Consider the following 18,843-nt stretch of genomic DNA (forward strand, 5'->3'; position numbering starts at 1 on the left):
TCAGCCGAACGTCGCCCGCTCCAGCCAGAAGTCCAGCAGCTGCGCGTCGCCCAAAACCTCCACCCGGTCGCTGTCGGCCGGCAGGCGGCGGTGGAAGACCCGGAGCACGTCGGCGAGCGGGCCGCGCAGGGCGACCGTGGCCCTCTCGTGGGCGTGGCGCCAGGTGAAGCCGTCCTCGCCGAACTCGATCAGCCACTCCGCGTCGGGCACGTCCGTCGCGTGGAGGTGGAGGGTGCGCCCCGCCCCGCGCAGCTCCTTCGCCTGCTCGTCGGCGCCGGTGGACTGCCTCCAGGCGACGATCTCCAGCCACTCGTCGACGGTGTCGGCCGCCACCTCGGGCTCCACCTCGAAGACGATGCCGGCGGTGAGGGCCGCGTCCGCCCGGTGGACCACCGTCTCGTGGGTCATGCGGCGGGCCCAGAACCCGGCGCGCCGGTCCGCGCTCCAGGACCACACCTTGGCCTGCGGCCCGGCCGCGCGCAGGGTGTCGGCGAGCTTGCGCGCGCCCTCCTCCAGCCACGTGTCCAGGGCGGCCGGTTCGGCGTCGCCGGGGCCGGTGATGCCGGGCACCTGGTCCTCGGGCACGGCCTCGGAGGCCTTCGTGCGTACGATCGCCTCGGCCCAGCGGTGGGCCCCGCCGACGTGGCGGGCGAGGTGGCCGAGGGTCCACTCGGGGCAGGACGGCACCTTCGCGCCGAGGTCGGCGTCGATCAGCACGGCCCTCAACAGGTCGGTCTGCCGCTCGATTTCGTCGCAGTAGCGTGCGTGGCCCAGGTCGGTCATAGGGGCACTGTAGTGAACGGCGGCGCGGAACCACCCCGTTTCATCGCGCGGAAAACGGCAACACGTTCGACATGTCCCCACGTCATCGCAGTGGAAGCAACCAGGCGGCGACCGTCGTCATCGTCGTCGCCGACATCATGGCCTTCATCCTCGGCCTGTGGATCCTGATGTACCTGCTGGACGCCAACCGCGCGAACGACCTGGTGAACTTCGTCCAGGACGCCGCCCGCTGGCTGGCCGGCTGGTCCCACGACCTGTTCACCTTCGACGAGGCCTGGGCGCGCGTCGTCGCCGGGTACGGGCTCGCGGCGGTCGTCTACCTCTTCGTCGGGCACGCCCTGGCGAACGTCGTCCGCCGCCACTGACCCCGGTCGCCCGGGCCCGCCGTCAGGGGCCCGGGCCGACGGCTAGCAGCAGTCCGGGTCCAGCCCGAGCGGCAGCCGTTCCCCGCCGAAGACCGCGGTGGTCGCCTCGTCGCCTCCGAGGGCGGCCACCGCCAGCAGCAGGGAACCCGCCGTCCAGCTGGTGAGTTCCTCGGGCCATATCGCCCGGTCGCCCTCGAAGACGTACCCCGTCCAGTACATGCCGTCCGGCGCCCGCAGGTGCTGGATCGACTGGAGGATCTCCAGGGCCCGGTCCGACTCCCCCATCACCCACAGGGCCAGGGCGAGTTCGCAGCTCTCGCCGCCGGTCACCCACGGGTTGGGGACGATGCAGCGCACGCCCAGGCCCGGGACGACGAAGCGGTCCCAGTCCGCCTCGATGCGGGCCTTGGCCTCGGGGCCGGTGACCGCGCCGGCGAGGATCGGGTAGTACCAGTCCATCGAGTAGCGGTTCTTGTCGAGGAACCGCTCCGGGTGCCGCTGGATGGCGTGCCGCAGCGCGCCGACCGCCAGCTCCCAGTCGGGCTGCGGCTCCTCGCGCTGCTCGGCGATGGCCAGCGCGCAGCGCAGCGCCTGGTGGATGGAGGAACTGCCGGTCAGCAGCGCGTCGTTGACGGCCGTGCCGTCCTCCTCGCGCTTCCAGCCGATCTGGCCGCCCGGCTGCTGGAGTCCGAGGACGAACTCGACCGCCGCGTAGACGGCCGGCCACATGCGGTCGATGAACGCGTCGTCGCCGGTGGCGAGGTAGTGGTGCCAGACGCCGACGGCGATGTACGCGCAGAAGTTGGTCTCGCGGCCCCGGTCGGTGACCCGCTCGGCGTCCCCGTCGTCGTACGCCGCGTACCAGGAGCCGTCGGCGTTCTGGTGCGCGGCCAGCCACGCGTAGGCGCGCGCGGCGGCGTCGTGCTCGCCGGCCGCGTCGAGCGCCATGGCGGCCTCGGTGTGGTCCCACGGGTCGAGGTGGTGGCCCCGGAACCAGGGGATGGCGCCGTCCTCGCGCTGTACGGCGAGGATGCCCGCCACGGTCGCGGCGGCCTCCTCGGAGGTGAGGACACCGGGCAGGACGAGGTGCTCCGTGCGCTCGGGGCCGCGCCAGAGCCCCGTCACTTGGTGTCCGCCGCGACCGAGGTGGCCGGCAGGTGGGGCTTGGTCGCGTACGCCACGAAGCTCTTGCCCACGAGGGGGTTCAGCGCCTGCTCGGCGATGCGCGTGGCGAGCGGCTTCTTCATGATGTCCCAGACCAGCAGCTTGTGGTACGCCCGCACCGGCAGCGCTGCGTCTTCACCGTCCCTGCCGACTCCGAACGCGCACTTGAGCCACCAGTACGGCGAGTGCAGCGCGTGGGCGTGGTGCGTGCCGTACGGTTTGAGGCCCGCTTCGCGCATCTTGCCGAGCAGTTCGTCGGCCTTGTAGATGCGGATGTGGCCGCCCTCGACCTCGTGGTACGCGTCGCTCAGCGCCCAGCAGATCTTCTCCGGTCCGTAGCGCGGCACGGTGACGGCGATGCGGCCGCCCGGCTTCAGGACGCGGACCATCTCGGCCAGCACGCCCTTGTCGTCGGGGATGTGCTCCATGACCTCGGAGATGATCACGACGTCGAACGAGGCGTCGGGGAAGGGGAGGTTGAGCGCGTCGCCCTCCATGGCGGTGGCGGTGGCGCCCGCCGGGGCCTCACCGGCCTCCTTCATCGCGGCGAACCACTTGGCGACCTCGCGGATCTCCTCGCCGTTCTGGTCGAGGGCCACCACCTGGGCGCCGCGCCGGTAGCACTCGAAGGCGTGCCGGCCCGCGCCGCAGCCCAGGTCGAGCACGCGATCGCCCGGGGCGAGCGGGAAGCGGGAGAAGTCCACGGTCAGCACGGGGTCTGCCCTTCCGGATGGGGGTGGGTACGGCGCCGGGTCACCGGGCGCGCGTGGCTGGGATGGCGGGGGTCGGCGAAGTCCGCGTCGGTCGGCGGCGTCCGCTTCAGCGGGGTCTCACCGGGCTCCCCCGCGGACCGCGTCGCCGTGGGCGGCGATCCGCTCGCGGTAGAGGTCCGCGGTGCCCTGGGCGGCCTTGGCCCAGGTGAACCGCTCCAGCACCCGGGCGCGGCCCGCCGCGCCGAGGCGCCGGCGCAGCTCGGGGTCGCCGAGCAGGCGGCCGAGGGCGGCGGCCAGCGCGCCGGCGTCGCCGGGCGGCACGGCCAGGCACGTCTCGCCGTCCGTCCCCGCGACCTCGGGGATCGCGCCGCCGGTGGTGGCGACGAGCGGGGTGCCGGTGGCCATGGCCTCGGCGGCGGGCAGCGAGAAGCCCTCGTACAGGGAGGGGACGCAGGAGACCTGGGCGCCGCGCACGAGGTCGACGAGCTCCTGGTCGCTGATGCCCTTGACGAACTCGACGGCGCCCCGGAGGCCGTACCGCTCGATGGCCTGGGCGACCGGGCCGTCCTCGGCGCGCTTGCCGACGACGACGAGGTGGGCGTCGGGCCGCTCGGTGCGGAGCTTGGCGAGCGCCTCGACGAGGTGGACGAGGCCCTTGAGCGGGACGTCGGCGCTGGACGTCGTCACGATCCGCCCGGGGATCTCGGCGACGGACGGGTCGGGCGACCAGAGGCCGGTGTCCGCGCCGATGTGCACCACCCGGACGCGGTCGCGGCGTACCCCGAGGTGCTCGACTATCTCCTCCTGCGAGGAGCCGGAGACGGTGAGCACGGACGGCAGCCGGCGGGCGACGCGCTTCTGCATGCGCGTGAAGCCGTACCAGCGGCGCACCGAGGCGCGCTTGCGGCGGCTGCCGGCGGCGTCGAGGTCGAGCTGCCGGTCGACGGTGATGGGGTGGTGGATGGTGGTGACCAGGGGGGCGCCGAGGTCGCCGAGCAGTCCGTAGCCGAGGGTCTGGTTGTCGTGGACGACGTCGAAGTCGCCCCGGCGGGCGGCCAGGTGGCGCTTGGCGCGCAGCGAGAAGGTGAGGGGCTCGGGGAAGCCGCCGGTCCACATCGTCGCGACTTCGAGGGCGTCGATCCAGTCGCGGTACTCGTCGCGCCTCGGCGTGCGGAAGGGGTCGGGGCTGCGGTACAGGTCGAGGCTGGCGAGCTCGGTGAGCGGTACGCCCTCGTCCAGTACGGGGTAGGGCTGGGCGCCGAGGACTTCGACGCTGTGGCCGAGGCGCGCGAGCTCCCGGGAGAGGTGGCGCACGTAGACGCCCTGGCCCCCGCAGAAGGGGTTGCCCTTGTACGTCAGGAGCGCGATGCGCAGCGGTCGGTCGCCCTGGACAGGGCCCCCTGCGTGGGGGCCCGCCTCTATGGCCTCAGCGGTCACTCCCGGCCCCCTTCTCACTGCTCTTTGGCCGGAGCGTAGCCGCTGGCGCTAACCTAGAACAAGTTTCAGTATCGAACGTCCGACGAGCTTTGAATCTACCGGCAGGCAGAGCCGCCATGAGCGCCGGATCAGGTGATTCGCGCCACGACCGGCGCCCTGCCATGCTGTGCCACCCGGGGGCCCCGGCCCCCTGCACCCGGCGTACGGACAAAGGCCATGGAATGGGACGCATGACAGCGGAAGTCAAGCCCTCGTCGCCGCCACTGACGGAACGCCAGGAGGCGCGCCGCCGCCGCATCCTGCACGCCAGCGCCCAGCTGGCCAGCCGGGGCGGCTTCGACGCCGTGCAGATGCGCGAGGTCGCCGAGGCCGCGGGCGTCGCGCTGGGCACCCTGTACCGCTACTTCCCGTCCAAGGTGCACCTGCTGGTCGCCACCATGCAGGACCAGCTCCAGCACATGCACACCACGCTGCGCAAGCGGCCCCCGGCGGGCGAGAGCGCGGCCGAGCGCGTCGCCGAGACGCTGATGCGTGCCTTCCGGGCCCTCCAGCGGGAACCCCAGCTTGCGGACGCGATGGTGCGGGCGCTGACCTTCGCGGACCGCAGCGTCAGTCCCGAGGTGGACACGGTCTCGCGACAGACGACGGCGATCATCCTGGACGCGATGGACCTGGCGGACCCGCCGGGCCCGGAGCAGCTGTCGGCGGTCAGGGTCATCGAGCACACCTGGCACTCGGCCCTGATCACCTGGCTCTCCGGCCGGGCGTCGATCGCGCAGGTGAAGATCGACATCGAGACGGTGTGCCGACTGATCGACCTGACCGACCCCGAACCACGCTGAGAGAGATGCCTGTTACCGCCAGTAACAGGCGCACGACCGGAGCGAGTGCGCCCGCCGCGCCCCTCCCGCGCTCCCCGTTGGCCTGATTCCGCACCCGTGACATCGACGGTCCCGGGTACTAATGAGCGACGTGCCATGTCCATGCAGCGTTGCGCATCGGTACCCCAGGGGGAGCAGGCAGTGAGCGGCGTGATCCATGTACTTCTCGTGCACGACATCGGTCTGATGCGGTCCGGGCTGGCCGCCCTGCTCGAAAAGGAGCCCGACATCGAGATATCCGCCGGCGGGTCGGCGGGCGCGCTGGGCATCGCCCGGTCGTTACCGCCGCACGTCTGCGTGGCGGACACGGAGGGGCCGGGGTCGCCGGCCCTGGCCGCGGCCGCCGAGGTGTCGGGCCCTCAGGGCGCGTACCCCAACTGCGCGCTGCTCGTCCTGGCCCCGTCCGGAAAGCCCGGTCTCCTGCGGCGGGCCCACGAGGCCGACGCCATGGGATACGTCAGCAAGAACGCCCCCGCCGAGCGGCTGCTCCACGGGATACGGCGGGTGGCCGCCGGGGAGCGCTTCGTCGACGACCTGCTCGCGTACGAGTTCATGGAGGCCGCGCGCAGCCCCCTCACCACCCGCGAGCTGAGCGTGCTGTCACTGGCCGCCGAGGGGGCGGGTGTCACCGAGATCGCCCACAGCCTGCACCTGACCAACGGCACGGTGCGCAACTACATGGCCGCGATCACCCGCAAGACCGGGGCCCGCAACCGCGTGGACGCCATACGCATCTCCCAGGGCGCCGGCTGGCTCTGACCAGCCGCCGGCCAGGTCGCGGTAGAGCGCGGAGCGCCGGATCAGCTCGTCGTGGGTGCCGCACAGGGCGTGCGTGCCGTCCATCACCAGCACCCGGTCGGCGCGCCGGGCGGAGCTGATCCGGTGGGCGACGACGATCAGCGTGGTGCCGGGGCGCTCGGCGAAGGCCCGTTCGGCGCGGGCCTCGGCGGCCGGGTCGAGGTGACAGGTCGCCTCGTCGAGCAGGACGACGCCCACCGGGGCCAGGTGGGAGCGGGCGAGCGCGATCAACTGCCGCTCGCCCGCCGACAGACGGCCCGGCGTCACCACGGCGTCCAGGCCGCCGAGCCGCAGGAGCAGGTCGTACGCCCCGACCGCCCGGGCGGAGGCGAGCACGGCGGAGTCGGGCGGCGGGTCCGGGCACAGATAGGTCAGGTTGTCGCGCAGGGCGCCGGAGAAGACGTACGCCTCCTGGGGCACGAGCGCCCGCAGGTGCGCGGCGGCGCGCACCGGCTCGCCGCGGAGCAGGACCTCGCCCGCGTCCGGGACCAGCAGCCCGGCGACGAGGGCGGTCAGCGTGGACTTGCCGATACCGCTCGGCCCCACCACGGTGAGCCGCCCGCCGGCCGGTACGGCGAGATCCAGCCCCCGGAACACCGGTTCGGCATGCGGCCCGTAGGCGAAGGTGACCCCGCGCAGCTCGACCGCCGGCCGCTCCCGGCCGGCGGACCCCGACGGCGCCTCGCCCCATGGCGCGCCCGCCCGCGGGCCCGGGAGCCCGCCCGGCCCCGACGGCCCGGTGGCCGGGGCGTCCTGGGACACGGACGGCCCGGGCCCCCCGTCCGTCAGGCGGCGCAGGACCACCGTCAGGCGGGAGCCGGCCGTGCCGAGGGCCTGCATCAGGCTCTGGAGGGCGGGGACCAGGGCGTACATGAGGTACGTGAGCGCGCCCACCAGGTCGCCGGGCGTCACCCCCCGGCGCAGCAGCCAGGGAGCGGTCAGCAGCAGCAGGACCACCGGCAGCCGGCCGGCCACCGCCACCGCCAGCACCCGCACCACTCCCCAGCGGGCGAGGGTGCGGGCGGCGCGGTACTCGGCGTCGAACCGGGCGTCCGCCCCGACGGCCGTCCGCGACTCCGCGCCCGCGGCGGCGATGTCCCGCAGCCCGGCGGCGGTCGCGTCCAGTACCTCGGCGACCGCCTCGTCGGCGACGAGGAACGTCTCCTGGCGGCGGGCCATCGGGCGCAGCGTCACGAGGAACAGGGCCAGCCCCAGGACCAGCGGCGGCACCACGACGAGCAGCAGGGCGGGCGCGAGCGAGGCGAGCCCGGCCAGGGCTCCGGCCGCCGTGAAGACGAAGGAGCGGGAGACCATCACCAGACCCGCGAAGGTGTCCCGGGCGATCTCCACCTGATGGGTGAGCCGGGACACCGCCCCGTGGTCGGCCTCCGCGAGGGCGCGGCCGACGACCCGGCGCACCAGGCTGTCGCGCAGCGGCTCCACCAGTTCGGACACGGCCCGGAAGACCCGTCCGGTGCCGTACGCCCCGGCCGCCACGGCCACCGCCGCGGCCGCCAGCCAGCCGAGCCCGCCGGTGGTGTCCCCGGCCAGGAAGCCGTCGTCGAGGGCGCGGGCGAGGGCGTACCCGAAGAGGAAGGTCTGCCCGGCTTCGAGCAGCGACCAGCCCGCCAGCCGGGCCAGTACGGGCCGCCGCCGGTTCAGGAAGCGCAGGCCCCGGGTGCGCAGGCGGGGGGTGGAGGCGCGGGAGGGCGGGTCAGTCGTCATGGGCCGGCCGGTCCGTTCCTTCGTCGACCGTCGCGTCCGTGTCCGCGTCAGCGTCCGCGAAGACGGCTCGGTAGTCGCTTCGTTCGTGCCAGAGCCGGGCGTGCGGCCCCACCGCCCGGACGCGGCCCTCGTCCAGCCAGGCCACCTGGTCGGCGCGGGCCGCCGTCGCGGCCCGGTGCGCGATGATCAGGCGGGTACGGACACCGGCCTGACGGGTCAGGGCCTCGCCCACCCGCAGTTCGGTGACCGTGTCGAGGCTGGAGGTCGCGTCGTCGAGGATCAGCAGCCGCCCGGGGTGCGCGAAGGCCCGTGCGAGGCCGAGGCGTTGGGCCTCGCCGCCGGAGAGCGGCGCCTCGTCGCACGGGGTGTCGTAGCCGTGCGGGAGGCGGCGTACGAAGTCGTCGGCGCAGGCGGCGCGGGCCGCTTCCCGCACCGCCCGCTCGTCCGGTTCGTCGGCGCCGAAGGCGATGGTGCCGCCGATCGTGCCGCCGAGCAGCGCGGGCCGCTCGAAGGCCTGGCCGACCGCCCGGCGCAGCACGTCGTGGGGCAGGTCCCGCAGCGGTACGCCGTCGAGCGTGGCCGTGCCCGCGTCGGGGTCGGCGAGGCGGCCCGCGACTTCGGCGAGGGTGGACTTGCCGGAGCCGGAGCGGCCGACGAGCGCGAGGGAGGTGCCGCCGGGCACGGTCAGGTCGACACCGGCGAGGATCGTACGGTCCCCCCGGGCCACCGTGACGCCGCGCAGCTCCAGCGTCCCGTCGCCGGCCGGGAGCGTCGCGTCCCCGTGCGCGGTGGCCGGCACGGCGAGCAGCCCGGCGAGGCGGCGGGCGGCGCCCCTGCTGCGTACCAGGCCGTTCAGCCGGCCGACGAGCATGCCGATGCCGGTGGCGAGCGCGGCGTACCGCGCGGCGGCGAGCAGTCCGCCCACCGAGAGTTCACCGGCGGCCAGGCGGGCCCCGGCCACGGCGAGCACGGCGATCTGGAGCAGCGGCACGATCACGGCGGCCTGCGCGGTGGAGCGGCCCTGGACCCGCCACATGCGGTAGCCCTGGGCGCTGAGGGCGGCGAGCGGCTCCAGGACGCGGGCCTGTTCGCGGCGGGCGGTGCCGGCGGCGGCGATCGTACGGGCGCCGCCCACGGCCTCCACGAGGCGGGCGGCGATCTCGCCCTGGCTCTCCTGGTAGCGCGCGACGCTGTCGCCCGATGCGCGGACGAACGCCTTGAGGAGCAGCGCGAGCACCGGCATGCCGACGAGGAACGCGCCCGCCGTCCACAGGTCGACGAGCGCGAGGGCGACGAGCCCGCCGACGGGGGTGACGACGGCGGCCAGGGTGCCGGCGAGCGCGGCCGGTGCGCCTCCGGCGTGCGCCGCGTTGCCGACCAGGCGGGAGACGACGTCGCCGGGCGGTGTGCGGTCCGTGGTGCGCGGCCCGGCGGCCAGGACGTGGCGCAGGAGCCGTCGGCGCAGCCAGGCGGTGGAGCAGGCGTTGGTGGTGCCGGTCAGTACGCCGTCGAGCGCGTCGACGACGACGAGCAGGCAGGTGAGCGCGGCGCAGGCGGTGAGCCAGCCGGTGGCGGGGCGCCCGGAGAGCAGCAGGTCCAGGGTGCGGCCGAGCACGGCGGGCATCGCCAGGCCGGTCGCCGCTCCCAGGGTGCTCAGGACCAGGATCGCCGCGCCGGGGGCCGCGCTGTGCCGGACGCAGTCGCGCAGCAGCCGGTCGGCCGCGCGGGCCTGGTCGGGTTCGGGGTCCGTGCGCGTCACCGTCGGCCTTCCTCGTGCGGGCAGATGTGCGGCCCCGGGAGGCGTGGTGCCCACCGGGGCCGCAGCTCTGTCAGTACGTCGTGGAGATCTCTCCCGGCGTCACCGACAGGACGTCACAGGCTCGACGTCACCGGCGTGACGTCACAGACACAGCAGGAAGCTGTTGGAGCTGTGCTTGTCGCACGCCAGCAGGCTCAGGCTGCTCTGGTCGCCGCCGTCGGTCTCGGGCGTGTCCAGGCTCTGAAGGTCGAGAAGTGCCATGGTGGTTCCCTTCGGTTGTCCGTTCCCGTGGGGACGGGGTTTCTTTGGGGCGGCACGGCTCCGGGTCGGAGCCGTACCGGTTCTAGGGCCGCCGCAGCGGCGGGAGGAAGGGCAGGTGCGCGTCGGTGCCGCGCGCCGCTGCCAGTGCGAGGAGTACGCCGGCGCCGCCGGTGCCCAGGTCCATGGACAGGCGCATCATCTGGTCGCCGGGGAAGGCCAGGTGGCCCTCGTACGGCAGCGCGTACCAGCCGAGTCCGTCCAGTTGCGCGGCGAGGTGCTCGGGCCGCGCCTCGGGGGCGGTGGTCCTGGCCAGGTAGAGCGCCATGCCGGCCCGCCCGTTGAAGAGCCCGGGCTGGGCGTAGTAGCGCGACCGGGCGGCTCGTACGATGCCGGCCCGCGCCGCCTCGAACTCCTCGTCCTCGCGGTGGGAGAGGAAGTCGTCCAGCACCATGCCGATGCCCACGGACCCGGCCCCGAGGTACGGCATGGTCCGCGTCCCCTCGTCGACGAGGAGGGTGCCGGTGCTGTTGCGTACGCAGCGCGCCAGGTCGGCGCGCAGGGCGCCGGCCGCCAGGTCGAGGAGCTGCGGGGCGCCGGTGTCCTCGTACAGGCGCAGGAAGAGCAGCGCGGGGCCGGTGGCGCCGTGCAGCAGTCCGGTGCGTTTGCCGGTGGCGGCGCCGGCCTGCTGCTGGTCGGCGAGGAGCTGCGCGGCTTCGAGGGCCCGCTGACGCAGAACCGACTCCCCGCTGGTGCGGGACAGTTCGGCCAGTACGAGCCCGACTCCGGCGACTCCTCCGTACAGTCCGGGGACGAGCCGCTGCCACTTCTCGTCGAGCACCCGCTGGACCAGTTCGAGGGCCCGTTCGCGGTGGCCGAGCCCGTCGAGGACGAGGGCGACGCCGGTCAGCCCGTCGTAGAGGCCGAGCGGTGTGCCGAGCGGGGGCGGCGCGGTCTGCCGGAGCAGCCACTCCTCGCCCTGCTCGTACCGGCCGGCCCCGGCCTGGCCGAGGGCGTGCAGGACCCCGGCGGCGCCGTGCGCGATGCCGAGGCCGCCGCCGTCGGAGAACTGGGCGATGTCGCCGGGGAAGAGCCGGTCGTCGCGGCGGGGCGTGGCGGAGGCCAGGATGCCCGCGGCGACCGAGTCCCGCCCGCCGGGCCAGTCGGCGGGCGCCACGGGCAGGTACGGCCGCTCGTCCCCCGGGTCCGTACCGCGGATCACGGCGACCGCCTCGTCGAAGAACGCGCGCGGCACGTCGGGGAACTGGCGCGCGGCGACCTCCGCGAGGTGGCCCGCCTTGTCCCGGTCGACGACCAGCAGCGTGGTCATCGGCAGGAAGAGCGCGAGGCGCAGGCAGGCGAGGGCGTAGAGGTCGACGTCGAAGCCGGTGCGCTCGCGGGGCGCGATGAAGCCGGGGTGCGCGATGGCCTGGCGGTGGTTCTCGTCGGCGCCCGCGGCGGCCTCGAAGTCCAGGAGGCGTACGGACTCCTCGTCCGGTCCGACCATGATGTTGAACATGTGCAGGTCGTTGAAGACGACGCCCCGGCTGTGCACGGCGGCGACCGCTTCCTCGACCGCGCGGTGGACGCGCAGCGCCCAGCGGGTGTAGTCGGCGACGGCGGCCGGGTCGGGCTCGGGTTCGAGCAGCGGGTGGCGCTGCGCGAAGAAGGAGTTGAGGGTGCGGCCGGGCAGGAAGTCCATCACCAGGAAGCGGTGGTCGCCGAGCAGGAACCAGTCCCGGGCCTCGGGGGCGACCCCGAGCCCCGACAGGCGTTCCAGGGCCGTCCGTTCCCGCTCCAGGCGGGTGACGGCGTCGGCCCGGTCGGCGGCGAGCCCGGCGTACGGCCGCGCCTCCTTGAGGACCACCTTCTCGCCGCTGCGCAGGTCCTCGCCGAGGTAGACCCCGCCGCCGTTGGAGAAGTGCAGGGCGCTGTCGATGCGGTACGGCAGATCGTTGGTGGTGGTGGCGTTGCGGGCCGCGAGGTGCGGGGCGAGGAACGCGGGGAGCTCCACCCAGTCCGGGACGTGGAAGGACGGCTCGCGCAGGTCCGGGACGAGCGTTCCCCCGGCGTTCTCGATCGCCGGGACGAGAGCGCCCTTGGCGTCGACGCAGTAGCGGTGCGCGAAGCCGCCGTAGCGGACGTACAGCGGGCCGTCGCCCCAGCGCAGGTCGGTGAGGATGTAGGGTCCCGGCTCGCCGTCGAGCAGCTCGCCCAGCTCCCGGAGCACGAGGTGCAGTTCGTTGTCGTCGGCGGGGTAGATCGTGACGAACTTGCCGCTGGAGCCGCGCCCGGCGTACTTGGAGTTGCGCAGGTGCAGCGGCTGCGGCCCGGGCACGAACTTGAACGGCAGGGCGCGCGGGACGCAGTAGTCCCACACCTTCGCGGCCGTCTTCTCCGCGTTGTCCAGACAGGCCGACACGTGGATCTTCCAGCCCTGGAGCGGCCGGCCGGGCAGCGGAGCACCCTGCGCGTCGACCGGGTTGATGTGCATCCAGTCGCCGGAGACGAATCTGCGCCACCCGAGCGGGAGTTCGCGCTGGGCCACTTCGAAGAGCGGCGCCGGCGCGGAACCGCCGGACCGCCCCGCCGAGAGACGGTCCGGGGTCTCGTAGAACTGCCTGTCGGCGAGGCAGAAGACCTCGTACCGGTTGTCCATGCGTCCCCCCTCGGCTGTTGCGGTGACACCGAGATTTCCATGCGTCCGCGGGGGAGGAACAGTCACACCTGTCACGTCATGGCAGTGCGGTACTCATAGGTAAAGAAGCGTTCGCACGTGTTCGACGCCGCACGCGTCCCGGGCGCGCGCCGGTTCACTCCTCGGGCGGGAAGACCACCTCCCCGCTGCCCGGCAGCGTGATCGCGATGGCCTCGACCGGGCAGCCCTCGGCGGCGGCGAGCACCTTCTCGTTCGCGTCGAGTTCGGGGTCGGCCGGGTGCGACTGGCGGGCGGAGTCCAGGGCGAAGGAGCCGGGCGCGTGGTTCACGCACATGCCGGAGCCGATGCACACGCCCCGGTCGACCTCGACGTGCCAGCGGTCCACCGTCACGCCTCCCCCTGGCCGTGGCCCGCCGGAAGATGGATCATCTTGTGCTCCAGGTACTCGCCGTACCCCTCGGGGCCGAACTCCCGGCCGAGACCGGAGTTCTTGTAGCCGCCGAAGGGCCCGAGCATGTCGACGCTGAAGGTGTTCACGGAGTACGTGCCGGTCCTGACCTGCCGGGCGATGTCGATCCCGTGCTCGGTGTCGGCGGTCCACACACTGCCGCTGAGCCCGTACTCCGAGTCGTTGGCGATCCGCACCGCGTCGCGTTCGTCGTCGTACGGCAGCAGGCAGATGACCGGCCCGAAGATCTCCTCCCGGGCGATGCGCATGGAGTTGTCGACGCCGCCGAAGAGCGTCGGCTCGACGTACCAGCCGCGCTCCCTGCCCGCGGGGCGTCCGCCGCCCGTCAGGATCTTCGCGCCCTCCTCCTGCCCGATCCTGATGTAGTCGAGGGAGCGCCGCTGCTGGCGCTCGGCGACCAGCGGGCCGACCTCGGTGGCCGGGTCGAACGGGTCGCCGACCTTCAGCGCGCCGGCCGCCGCCGCGAACGCCTCGGCGAACTCGTCGTAGCGCGAGCGCGGGGTGAGGATGCGGGTCTGGGCCACGCACGCCTGGCCGTTGAGCATCCAGGCGAAGGGGACGATGCCGGCGACGGCCGTGGGCAGGTCGGCGTCCGGCAGGATCACGGCCGCCGACTTGCCGCCGAGCTCCAGCGTCACCCGGGTGAGATTGCGCGAGGCGACCTCCATGACGCGCCGGCCCGCCGCGACGGAACCGGTGAACGACACCTTGTCGATCCCGGGGTGCCCGACCAGGTACTCGCTGACCTCCCGGTCCGCCGGGATGATGGACAGGACGCCTTCGGGCAGCCCGGCCTCGGTGGCTATGTCGGCGAGGATGTACGCGTCGAGGGGCGTCTCCGGCGACACCTTGAGCACGGCCGTGCAACCCGCCAGCAGCGCGGGCGCGAGCTTGGCCGCCGCTGTGAACTGCGGGACGTTCCACGGCACGACGGCCGCGACCACCCCGGCCGGCTCCCGGCGCACGAGGATCGGGCCGAGCGCTCCGGTCCGCCGCTCCTCGTACGGGAAGTCGCGCGCGACGGCGAGGGTGGCGTCCCAGACCATCATCGCGGCCAGCGCCTGCATCATGACGCTCGCGGTGTACGGCGTCCCGTTCTGCGCGGTGATGCTGCGGGCGATCTCCTCGTGCCGTACGGCGATCGCGTCCTTGATCCGGGTGACGACGGCGATCCGCTCGTCGAGCGTCGCGCGGGGCCACGGGCCGGTGTCGAACGCCTCGCGCGCCACAGCCACCGCGCGGTCGACGTCGGCCCGGGAGGCGTGCGGCACCCGGCCGACGACCTGCTCGGTGTGCGGCGAGACGACCTCGATGACCTCGCTCCCCAGCGGGTCGGTCAACTGGCCGCCGATGTACAGCTTCCGGTGCTCCACAAGCTCGGTCATGACGGTCTGCCTCCCACGGCTCACACAGCCCCGGCGACGCTCGCCCGAGCTTTCTGACGATGCATCAGAACTGATACCAGTTCCCGTCCCGACAGTCCACGGACGGCGTTCCCCGCCCCTTTGCAAAGAAGTCGGCTTGGGCGACCATTGGAACGAGTTCCAGTACGGGCCGAGGACGCTGGACGAGGAATCGGGGACCCATGGCGCAGGTGACCGGGCACGGCGGCGGCGTGTGGTCCCTCAAGGTGCCGATCCCGGACAACCCGCTCGGCCACACCCTCGTCCACCTGCTCGACACCGACGCCGGCCCGGTCCTGATCGACACGGGCTGGGACGACCCCACCTCCTGGGACACGCTGTCCGACGGCCTGCGGGCGCTCGGCACGTCCGTCCACGACATCCACGGCGTCGTCATCACCCACCACCACCCCGATCACCACGGGCTGTCCGGCCGGGTGCGCGAGGCGTCCGGCGCGTGGATCGCCATGCACGCCGCCGACACCGAGGTGGTACGCCGGACCCGGGCCTCGCGCCCCGGCGTCTGGCTCGGCTACCTCACCGCCAAGCTCACCGCCGCCGGCGCCCCCGAGGAGCACCTCGCCCCGCTCCGCGCCGCCCGCGCGTCGGGCCGTACGCGCACCCTGCCCGGGCTGCGGGCCGCCCTCCCCGACCGGGAGATCGTCCCCGGCGACCTGCTGCCCCTCGCCGGCCGCCGGCTGCGCGCGATCTGGACGCCGGGCCACACCCCCGGCCACGTCTGCCTGCACCTGGAGGAGACCCACCCGGCCCGCCTCCCCGGCAACGGCCGCCTCTTCTCCGGCGACCACCTGCTCCCCGGCATCACTCCGCACATCGGCCTGTACGAGGACCCGGACGACACCACGGTCACCGACCCTTCCCCGAGCTCTCGGCTCCGCTCGAGCAGGGGAGACCCCATTGGCGACTACCTCGACTCCCTCGAACGCGTCGCCCGCCTCGCCCCCGCCGAGGTCCTCCCGGCCCACCAGCACGCGTTCACCGACGCGCCCGCCCGGGTGCGCGAACTCCTCGACCACCACGAGGAACGCCTCACCGGCCTGCGCGCCCTGCTGGCCACGCCGCTCACCGCGTGGCAGCTCGCCGAGCGGATGGAGTGGAACCGGCCGTGGGACGAGATTTCGTACGGGTCGCGCAACATCGCCGTCTCGGAGGCGGAGGCCCACCTGCGCCGCCTGGTGAAGCTGGGCCACGCGGAGGCGGTCCCGGGCGACGGGCCCCTCACGTACGTCGCTGTGTGAAGGCCCGGCGGTACTCGCGCGGCGGCACCCCCCGCCGGCGCACGAACTGCTCGCGCAGGACGGCGGCGCCGGCGTAGCCGACCCGGCGGGCCACCTCCTCGACCGGCAGGTCCGTGGTCTCCAGGAGCTCCTCGGCGGCGTTCAGACGCTGCGCGAGCAGCCACGCGTGCGGGGTGGTGCCGGTCGCGGCGGTGAAGCGGCGGGCGAACGAGCGGCGGCTCATGAGGGCGCGCCGCGCCAGCGCCTCGACCGGCAGCGGCTCGCCGAGGCGGGCGCGGGCCCAGTCCAGCACCTCCGACAGCCGGTCGTCCGAGCAGACCTCGGGGACGGGGGCCGCGAGGTACTGGGCCTGGCCGCCCTCGCGGTGCGCCGGCAGGACGAGGTTCCTGGCGACGGAGTTCGCCGCGGCGGCGCCGTGTTCGCGGCGCAGCAGGTGCAGACAGAGGTCGAACCCCGCCGCGGCGCCCGCCCCGGTGACCACGCGGCCCTCGTCGACGTAGAGGGCGCCGGTGTCCAGCACGACGCCCGGGTGGAGCGTCGCGAGGAGGGCGGCGAAGCGCCAGTGGGTGGTGGCGCGCCGGCCGTCGAGCAGGCCGGCGGCGGCGAGGGCGAACGTACCGACGCAGTGGGCGGCGACCGTGGCGCCGCGCTCGTGGGCGGACCGCAGCGCGTCGAGGACGGGGGCCGGGGGCGGGGTGCGGAAGCCGCTCCAGGGCAGGGCGAGGACCAGGTCGGCCCCGGCGAGCCGGTCGAGGCCGTGCTCGACGGCGAGCGGGAGGCCCAGGTCGGTGCGTACCGGCCCCGGGCGGTCCGCGCACAGGGCGAAGTCGAAGTCCGGGCCGCCGAACATCTCGCCGACGACGCCGACGCTGAGCAGGCTGACCCCCGGAGGCGCGTAGGCGGCGACGGTACGGAAAGGAGGCACGGCCGGAGTCTCGCAGTGCGGCGGGCCCCGGGTGGCACGAATCCCGCGATGCGTGGCACAAGGGCCACTCGTGCGCGGCCCGCGGCCCCGGAAGACTGATCCCCATGAGCGACACACCGCGCGGCCGCACAGCCGACTACACGATCCTGACCACCGGTTACACCACCTCCACGGGCCCCGGCGTCGCCGCCACCGTCTCCTACGTGTCCGACGGAGACCTGCACATCGTCATCGACCCCGGCATGGTCGCGAGCCGCGACCGCATCCTGGGTCCGCTCGCCGCGCGGGGTGTGGGCGCCGACGACGTCACCGATGTCGTGCTCAGCCACCACCACCCCGACAACATCATCAACGCCGGGCTGTTCGGCCGGGCCCGGATGCACGACCACAAGGCCGTCTACCAGGCGGACCAGTGGACGGACCGGGACGCGGAGGGGCACGAACTGACCCCGTCGGTCCGGCTGATCAGGACGCCGGGGCACAGCCCGGAGGACGTGACCGTGCTCGTCGGCACCCGGGACGCGGTGGTCGCGTTCGTGGGCGACCTGTGGTGGCGGCCGGACGGACCGGTCGAGGACCCGGTCGCCCCGGACCTGGCCCGGCTGCGGGCGAGCAGGGAACGGGTTCTCGCGGTCGCCGACGTGATCGTCCCCGGTCACGGCCCCGCGTTCGCGGCGGACGAGGCCGTACCGCTCTAGAGGCGGCCCGGGGGCGCCCGTAGGGGGGCCGGTAGAGTGTGCGAGTCGTCATCATGCCGTTCTGGGGAAAGCCGGTGCGAATCCGGCACTGACCCTCCCCCAAGCTTTCGACTGCGTTCGAGCAGGGGGGACCCCCTTCGTGTGCCGCCCCGCGAGGGTGGTGAGTCGGAGCGCCCGGTCCGGCATGACTACTGGCTCGGCACCGTCGAGGTATACGGAGCCGGAGCCCGGTGCGTGGTTGTCGCGCGCCCGGGCCCGGCTCCTCAGCAGGAGAGGCCCCCGCCCGTCATGACCCTTCGCCGCAGCGCAGCCGCCGTGCTCGCCGCTTCCGCCGTACTCTGCGCGTCCGCGGCCACGGCCGCCGTCGCCGCGCCCTCCCCCACGCCCGTGATCCCCTCGGGCCTCTACGGCGAGAAGGACCCGACGTACGACGGTGTCTGGCGGCAGTCGCTGGCGCTCCTCGCCCAGGACACGGTCGGCGTCGAGCCCGCCGCGAAGGCCGTGAACTGGCTCGTCGGGCAGCAGTGCGACAGCGGCGGCTTCCCGTCCTTCCGCGCCGACGCCGGCGAGCCCTGCACGGCGAAGACCATGCTGGACAGCAACGCCACCGCCGCCGCCGTGCAGGCGCTGAGCGCGCTCGGCGGGCAGGACGCCGCCGTGAAGAAGGGCGTCGGCTGGCTGAAGGGCGTGCAGAACCAGGACGGCGGCTGGGGCTACAACCCGGGCAGCCCGAGCGACGCCAACTCCACGTCGATCGTGATCGGCGCGCTGGCCGCGGCGGGCGGGAAGCCTGCCGGGGTGACGTCGCAGAAGGGCAAGTCGCCGTACGACGCGCTGGTCACCTTCTCGGTGCCGTGCGACGCGAAGACGGGCGGCGGCGCGTTCGCGTACCAGCCGGACAAGTCGGGCAAGCTCGCGCCCAACGCCGACGCGACGGCGGCGGGTGTACTGGGCGGACTCGGCCAGGGCCTGGACGCCCGGGCGAAGAAGCCGGCGGACAAGCCCTCCTCGAAGCCCGTCAAGTGCGTCAAGGGTGACCTGACGCCGGTGCGGGCCGCCGCGAACGGCGCCGCCCACCTCGACGACGTGCTCGCGAAGTCGGGCCACCTCGACACGCCGCCCATGCCGGGCGCCGAGGACACCAAGGCGCAGCCCGACTTCGGCAACACGGCCGACGCCGTCGTCGCGCTGGCCGCGCAGGGCGGCGCCGAGCAGGCGAGCAAGCCGCTGGAGTGGCTGAAGAAGAACGCGGCCGACTGGGCGAAGGAGAACGGCCCCGCCGCGTACGCGCAGCTGGTCTTCGCCGCGCACGCGACCGGAACCGACCCGAAGAGCTTCGGCGGCACCGACCTGGTGACGGCGCTCAACGCGACCGGCCCCGCCCCCGAGGCGGCGGCGACGCAGTCCGGCGAGGACGAGAAGAAGGACAAGAAGGACAGCGAGAACGGCTTCGGCGACTGGTGGTTCGTCGCGATCCTGTTCGTCGCGAGCGTCGGCGTCGGCATCCTGTTCAGCGGCCGCAAGAAGAAGAACCAGCAGCGGTGACG

General features: G+C 74.0%; 16 protein-coding genes and 1 pseudogene. 6 read left to right on the plus strand and 11 right to left on the minus strand.

Going from position 1 to position 18,843, the window contains the following annotated elements; translation table 11 throughout:
* Complete coding sequence (locus IE185_RS02940; protein ID WP_138897732.1) at positions 1-783, minus strand: maleylpyruvate isomerase family mycothiol-dependent enzyme; 783 nt, start codon at positions 781-783, stop codon at positions 1-3.
* Between the two features lie 71 nt (positions 784-854).
* On the opposite strand from IE185_RS02940, the gene IE185_RS02945 reads away from it, so the two are divergent.
* Complete coding sequence (locus tag IE185_RS02945) at positions 855-1,148, plus strand: hypothetical protein (RefSeq protein ID WP_138897731.1); 294 nt, start codon at positions 855-857, stop codon at positions 1,146-1,148.
* A 42-nt stretch (positions 1,149-1,190) separates the two neighbouring features.
* Here the strand turns inward: IE185_RS02945 and IE185_RS02950 are convergent, their stop codons facing one another.
* The 3 genes from IE185_RS02950 to IE185_RS02960 form a co-directional block, all read right to left on the minus strand.
* Complete coding sequence (locus IE185_RS02950; protein ID WP_138897730.1) at positions 1,191-2,273, minus strand: prenyltransferase/squalene oxidase repeat-containing protein; 1,083 nt, start codon at positions 2,271-2,273, stop codon at positions 1,191-1,193.
* Positions 2,270-3,025 (minus strand): class I SAM-dependent methyltransferase, encoded by a 756-nt coding sequence (locus IE185_RS02955; protein ID WP_138897729.1) that lies wholly within the window; start codon positions 3,023-3,025, stop codon positions 2,270-2,272. Before IE185_RS02955 ends, IE185_RS02950 begins: the two co-directional genes overlap by 4 nt.
* Before the next feature lie 117 nt (positions 3,026-3,142).
* Positions 3,143-4,462 carry a glycosyltransferase family 4 protein gene (locus tag IE185_RS02960; protein WP_138898339.1) on the minus strand — a complete coding sequence of 440 codons (1,320 nt, stop codon included), beginning with the start codon at positions 4,460-4,462 and terminating at the stop codon, positions 3,143-3,145.
* Between the two features lie 230 nt (positions 4,463-4,692).
* Between IE185_RS02960 and IE185_RS02965 the strand changes: the two genes are divergently transcribed.
* Together IE185_RS02965 and IE185_RS33810 are read left to right on the plus strand one after the other, a co-directional pair.
* On the plus strand, positions 4,693-5,304 hold the full coding sequence (locus IE185_RS02965; RefSeq protein ID WP_138898340.1) for a TetR family transcriptional regulator: 612 nt from the start codon (positions 4,693-4,695) through the stop codon (positions 5,302-5,304).
* 486 nt (positions 5,305-5,790) lie between these two features.
* Positions 5,791-6,018: pseudogene (locus tag IE185_RS33810) on the plus strand (LuxR C-terminal-related transcriptional regulator); the annotation flags it as partial.
* On the opposite strand, the gene IE185_RS33815 reads toward IE185_RS33810, so the two are convergent.
* From IE185_RS33815 to IE185_RS02995, 6 genes are all read right to left on the minus strand, one after another.
* Positions 5,944-7,866, minus strand: coding sequence for an ATP-binding cassette domain-containing protein (locus tag IE185_RS33815; protein ID WP_189714529.1), 1,923 nt, complete (start codon positions 7,864-7,866; stop codon positions 5,944-5,946). The pseudogene IE185_RS33810 and the gene IE185_RS33815 sit on opposite strands and share 75 nt — an antisense overlap.
* On the minus strand, positions 7,856-9,625 hold the full coding sequence (locus IE185_RS02975; RefSeq protein ID WP_229843319.1) for an ABC transporter ATP-binding protein: 1,770 nt from the start codon (positions 9,623-9,625) through the stop codon (positions 7,856-7,858). Before IE185_RS02975 ends, IE185_RS33815 begins: the two co-directional genes overlap by 11 nt.
* Before the next feature lie 141 nt (positions 9,626-9,766).
* Positions 9,767-9,886, minus strand: coding sequence for a SapB/AmfS family lanthipeptide (locus tag IE185_RS02980; RefSeq protein WP_107357889.1), 120 nt, complete (start codon positions 9,884-9,886; stop codon positions 9,767-9,769).
* 82 nt (positions 9,887-9,968) lie between these two features.
* Positions 9,969-12,542: a class III lanthionine synthetase LanKC gene (lanKC, locus tag IE185_RS02985; protein ID WP_138897594.1), complete on the minus strand. Its 2,574-nt coding sequence runs from the start codon at positions 12,540-12,542 to the stop codon at positions 9,969-9,971.
* A 154-nt stretch (positions 12,543-12,696) separates the two neighbouring features.
* The gene (locus IE185_RS02990) at positions 12,697-12,933 is read right to left on the minus strand and encodes a ferredoxin (RefSeq protein WP_138897593.1); all 237 of its coding nucleotides are present in this window, start codon (positions 12,931-12,933) and stop codon (positions 12,697-12,699) included.
* On the minus strand, positions 12,930-14,396 hold the full coding sequence (locus IE185_RS02995) for an aldehyde dehydrogenase (RefSeq protein WP_138897592.1): 1,467 nt from the start codon (positions 14,394-14,396) through the stop codon (positions 12,930-12,932). Before IE185_RS02995 ends, IE185_RS02990 begins: the two co-directional genes overlap by 4 nt.
* A 200-nt stretch (positions 14,397-14,596) precedes the next feature.
* Between IE185_RS02995 and IE185_RS03000 the strand changes: the two genes are divergently transcribed.
* Positions 14,597-15,673, plus strand: a complete 1,077-nt coding sequence (locus tag IE185_RS03000) for a Strvi_7410 family MBL fold metallo-hydrolase (protein ID WP_189714531.1) — start codon at positions 14,597-14,599, stop codon at positions 15,671-15,673.
* On the opposite strand, the gene IE185_RS03005 is transcribed toward IE185_RS03000, so the two are convergent.
* Entirely contained in the window at positions 15,654-16,598 is a 945-nt protein-coding gene (locus IE185_RS03005) for a GlxA family transcriptional regulator (protein ID WP_229843320.1), read from the minus strand. The two genes, IE185_RS03000 and IE185_RS03005, sit on opposite strands and share 20 nt — an antisense overlap.
* Before the next feature lie 104 nt (positions 16,599-16,702).
* Here IE185_RS03005 and IE185_RS03010 point away from each other — a divergent pair, with 104 nt between their 5' ends.
* Together IE185_RS03010 and IE185_RS03015 are read left to right on the plus strand one after the other, a co-directional pair.
* Complete coding sequence (locus IE185_RS03010) at positions 16,703-17,296, plus strand: MBL fold metallo-hydrolase (protein WP_138898655.1); 594 nt, start codon at positions 16,703-16,705, stop codon at positions 17,294-17,296.
* A gap of 288 nt (positions 17,297-17,584) precedes the next feature.
* Entirely contained in the window at positions 17,585-18,841 is a 1,257-nt protein-coding gene (locus IE185_RS03015) for an SCO2321 family membrane protein (RefSeq protein ID WP_138898654.1), read from the plus strand.
* Positions 18,842-18,843: the final 2 nt, after the last annotated feature.

Origin of the sequence: Streptomyces chryseus (assembly GCF_014650755.1) — a bacterium.
Taxonomy (GTDB): domain Bacteria; phylum Actinomycetota; class Actinomycetes; order Streptomycetales; family Streptomycetaceae; genus Streptomyces; species Streptomyces chryseus.

Excerpts from the sequence above, each read along its gene's own strand:
- lanKC (WP_138897594.1), bottom strand. The coding sequence starts at position 12,542 with ATGGACAACCGGTACGAGGTCTTCTGCCTCGCCGACAGGCAGTTCTAC.
- IE185_RS03015 (WP_138898654.1), top strand. The coding sequence starts at position 17,585 with ATGACCCTTCGCCGCAGCGCAGCCGCCGTGCTCGCCGCTTCCGCCGTA.
- IE185_RS02965 (WP_138898340.1), top strand. The coding sequence starts at position 4,693 with ATGACAGCGGAAGTCAAGCCCTCGTCGCCGCCACTGACGGAACGCCAG.
- IE185_RS02940 (WP_138897732.1), bottom strand. The coding sequence starts at position 783 with ATGACCGACCTGGGCCACGCACGCTACTGCGACGAAATCGAGCGGCAG.
- IE185_RS03000 (WP_189714531.1), top strand. The coding sequence starts at position 14,597 with ATGGCGCAGGTGACCGGGCACGGCGGCGGCGTGTGGTCCCTCAAGGTG.
- IE185_RS33815 (WP_189714529.1), bottom strand. The coding sequence starts at position 7,866 with ATGACGACTGACCCGCCCTCCCGCGCCTCCACCCCCCGCCTGCGCACC.
- IE185_RS03010 (WP_138898655.1), top strand. The coding sequence starts at position 16,703 with ATGAGCGACACACCGCGCGGCCGCACAGCCGACTACACGATCCTGACC.
- IE185_RS02995 (WP_138897592.1), bottom strand. The coding sequence starts at position 14,396 with ATGACCGAGCTTGTGGAGCACCGGAAGCTGTACATCGGCGGCCAGTTG.
- IE185_RS02945 (WP_138897731.1), top strand. The coding sequence starts at position 855 with ATGTCCCCACGTCATCGCAGTGGAAGCAACCAGGCGGCGACCGTCGTC.
- IE185_RS02980 (WP_107357889.1), bottom strand. The coding sequence starts at position 9,886 with ATGGCACTTCTCGACCTTCAGAGCCTGGACACGCCCGAGACCGACGGC.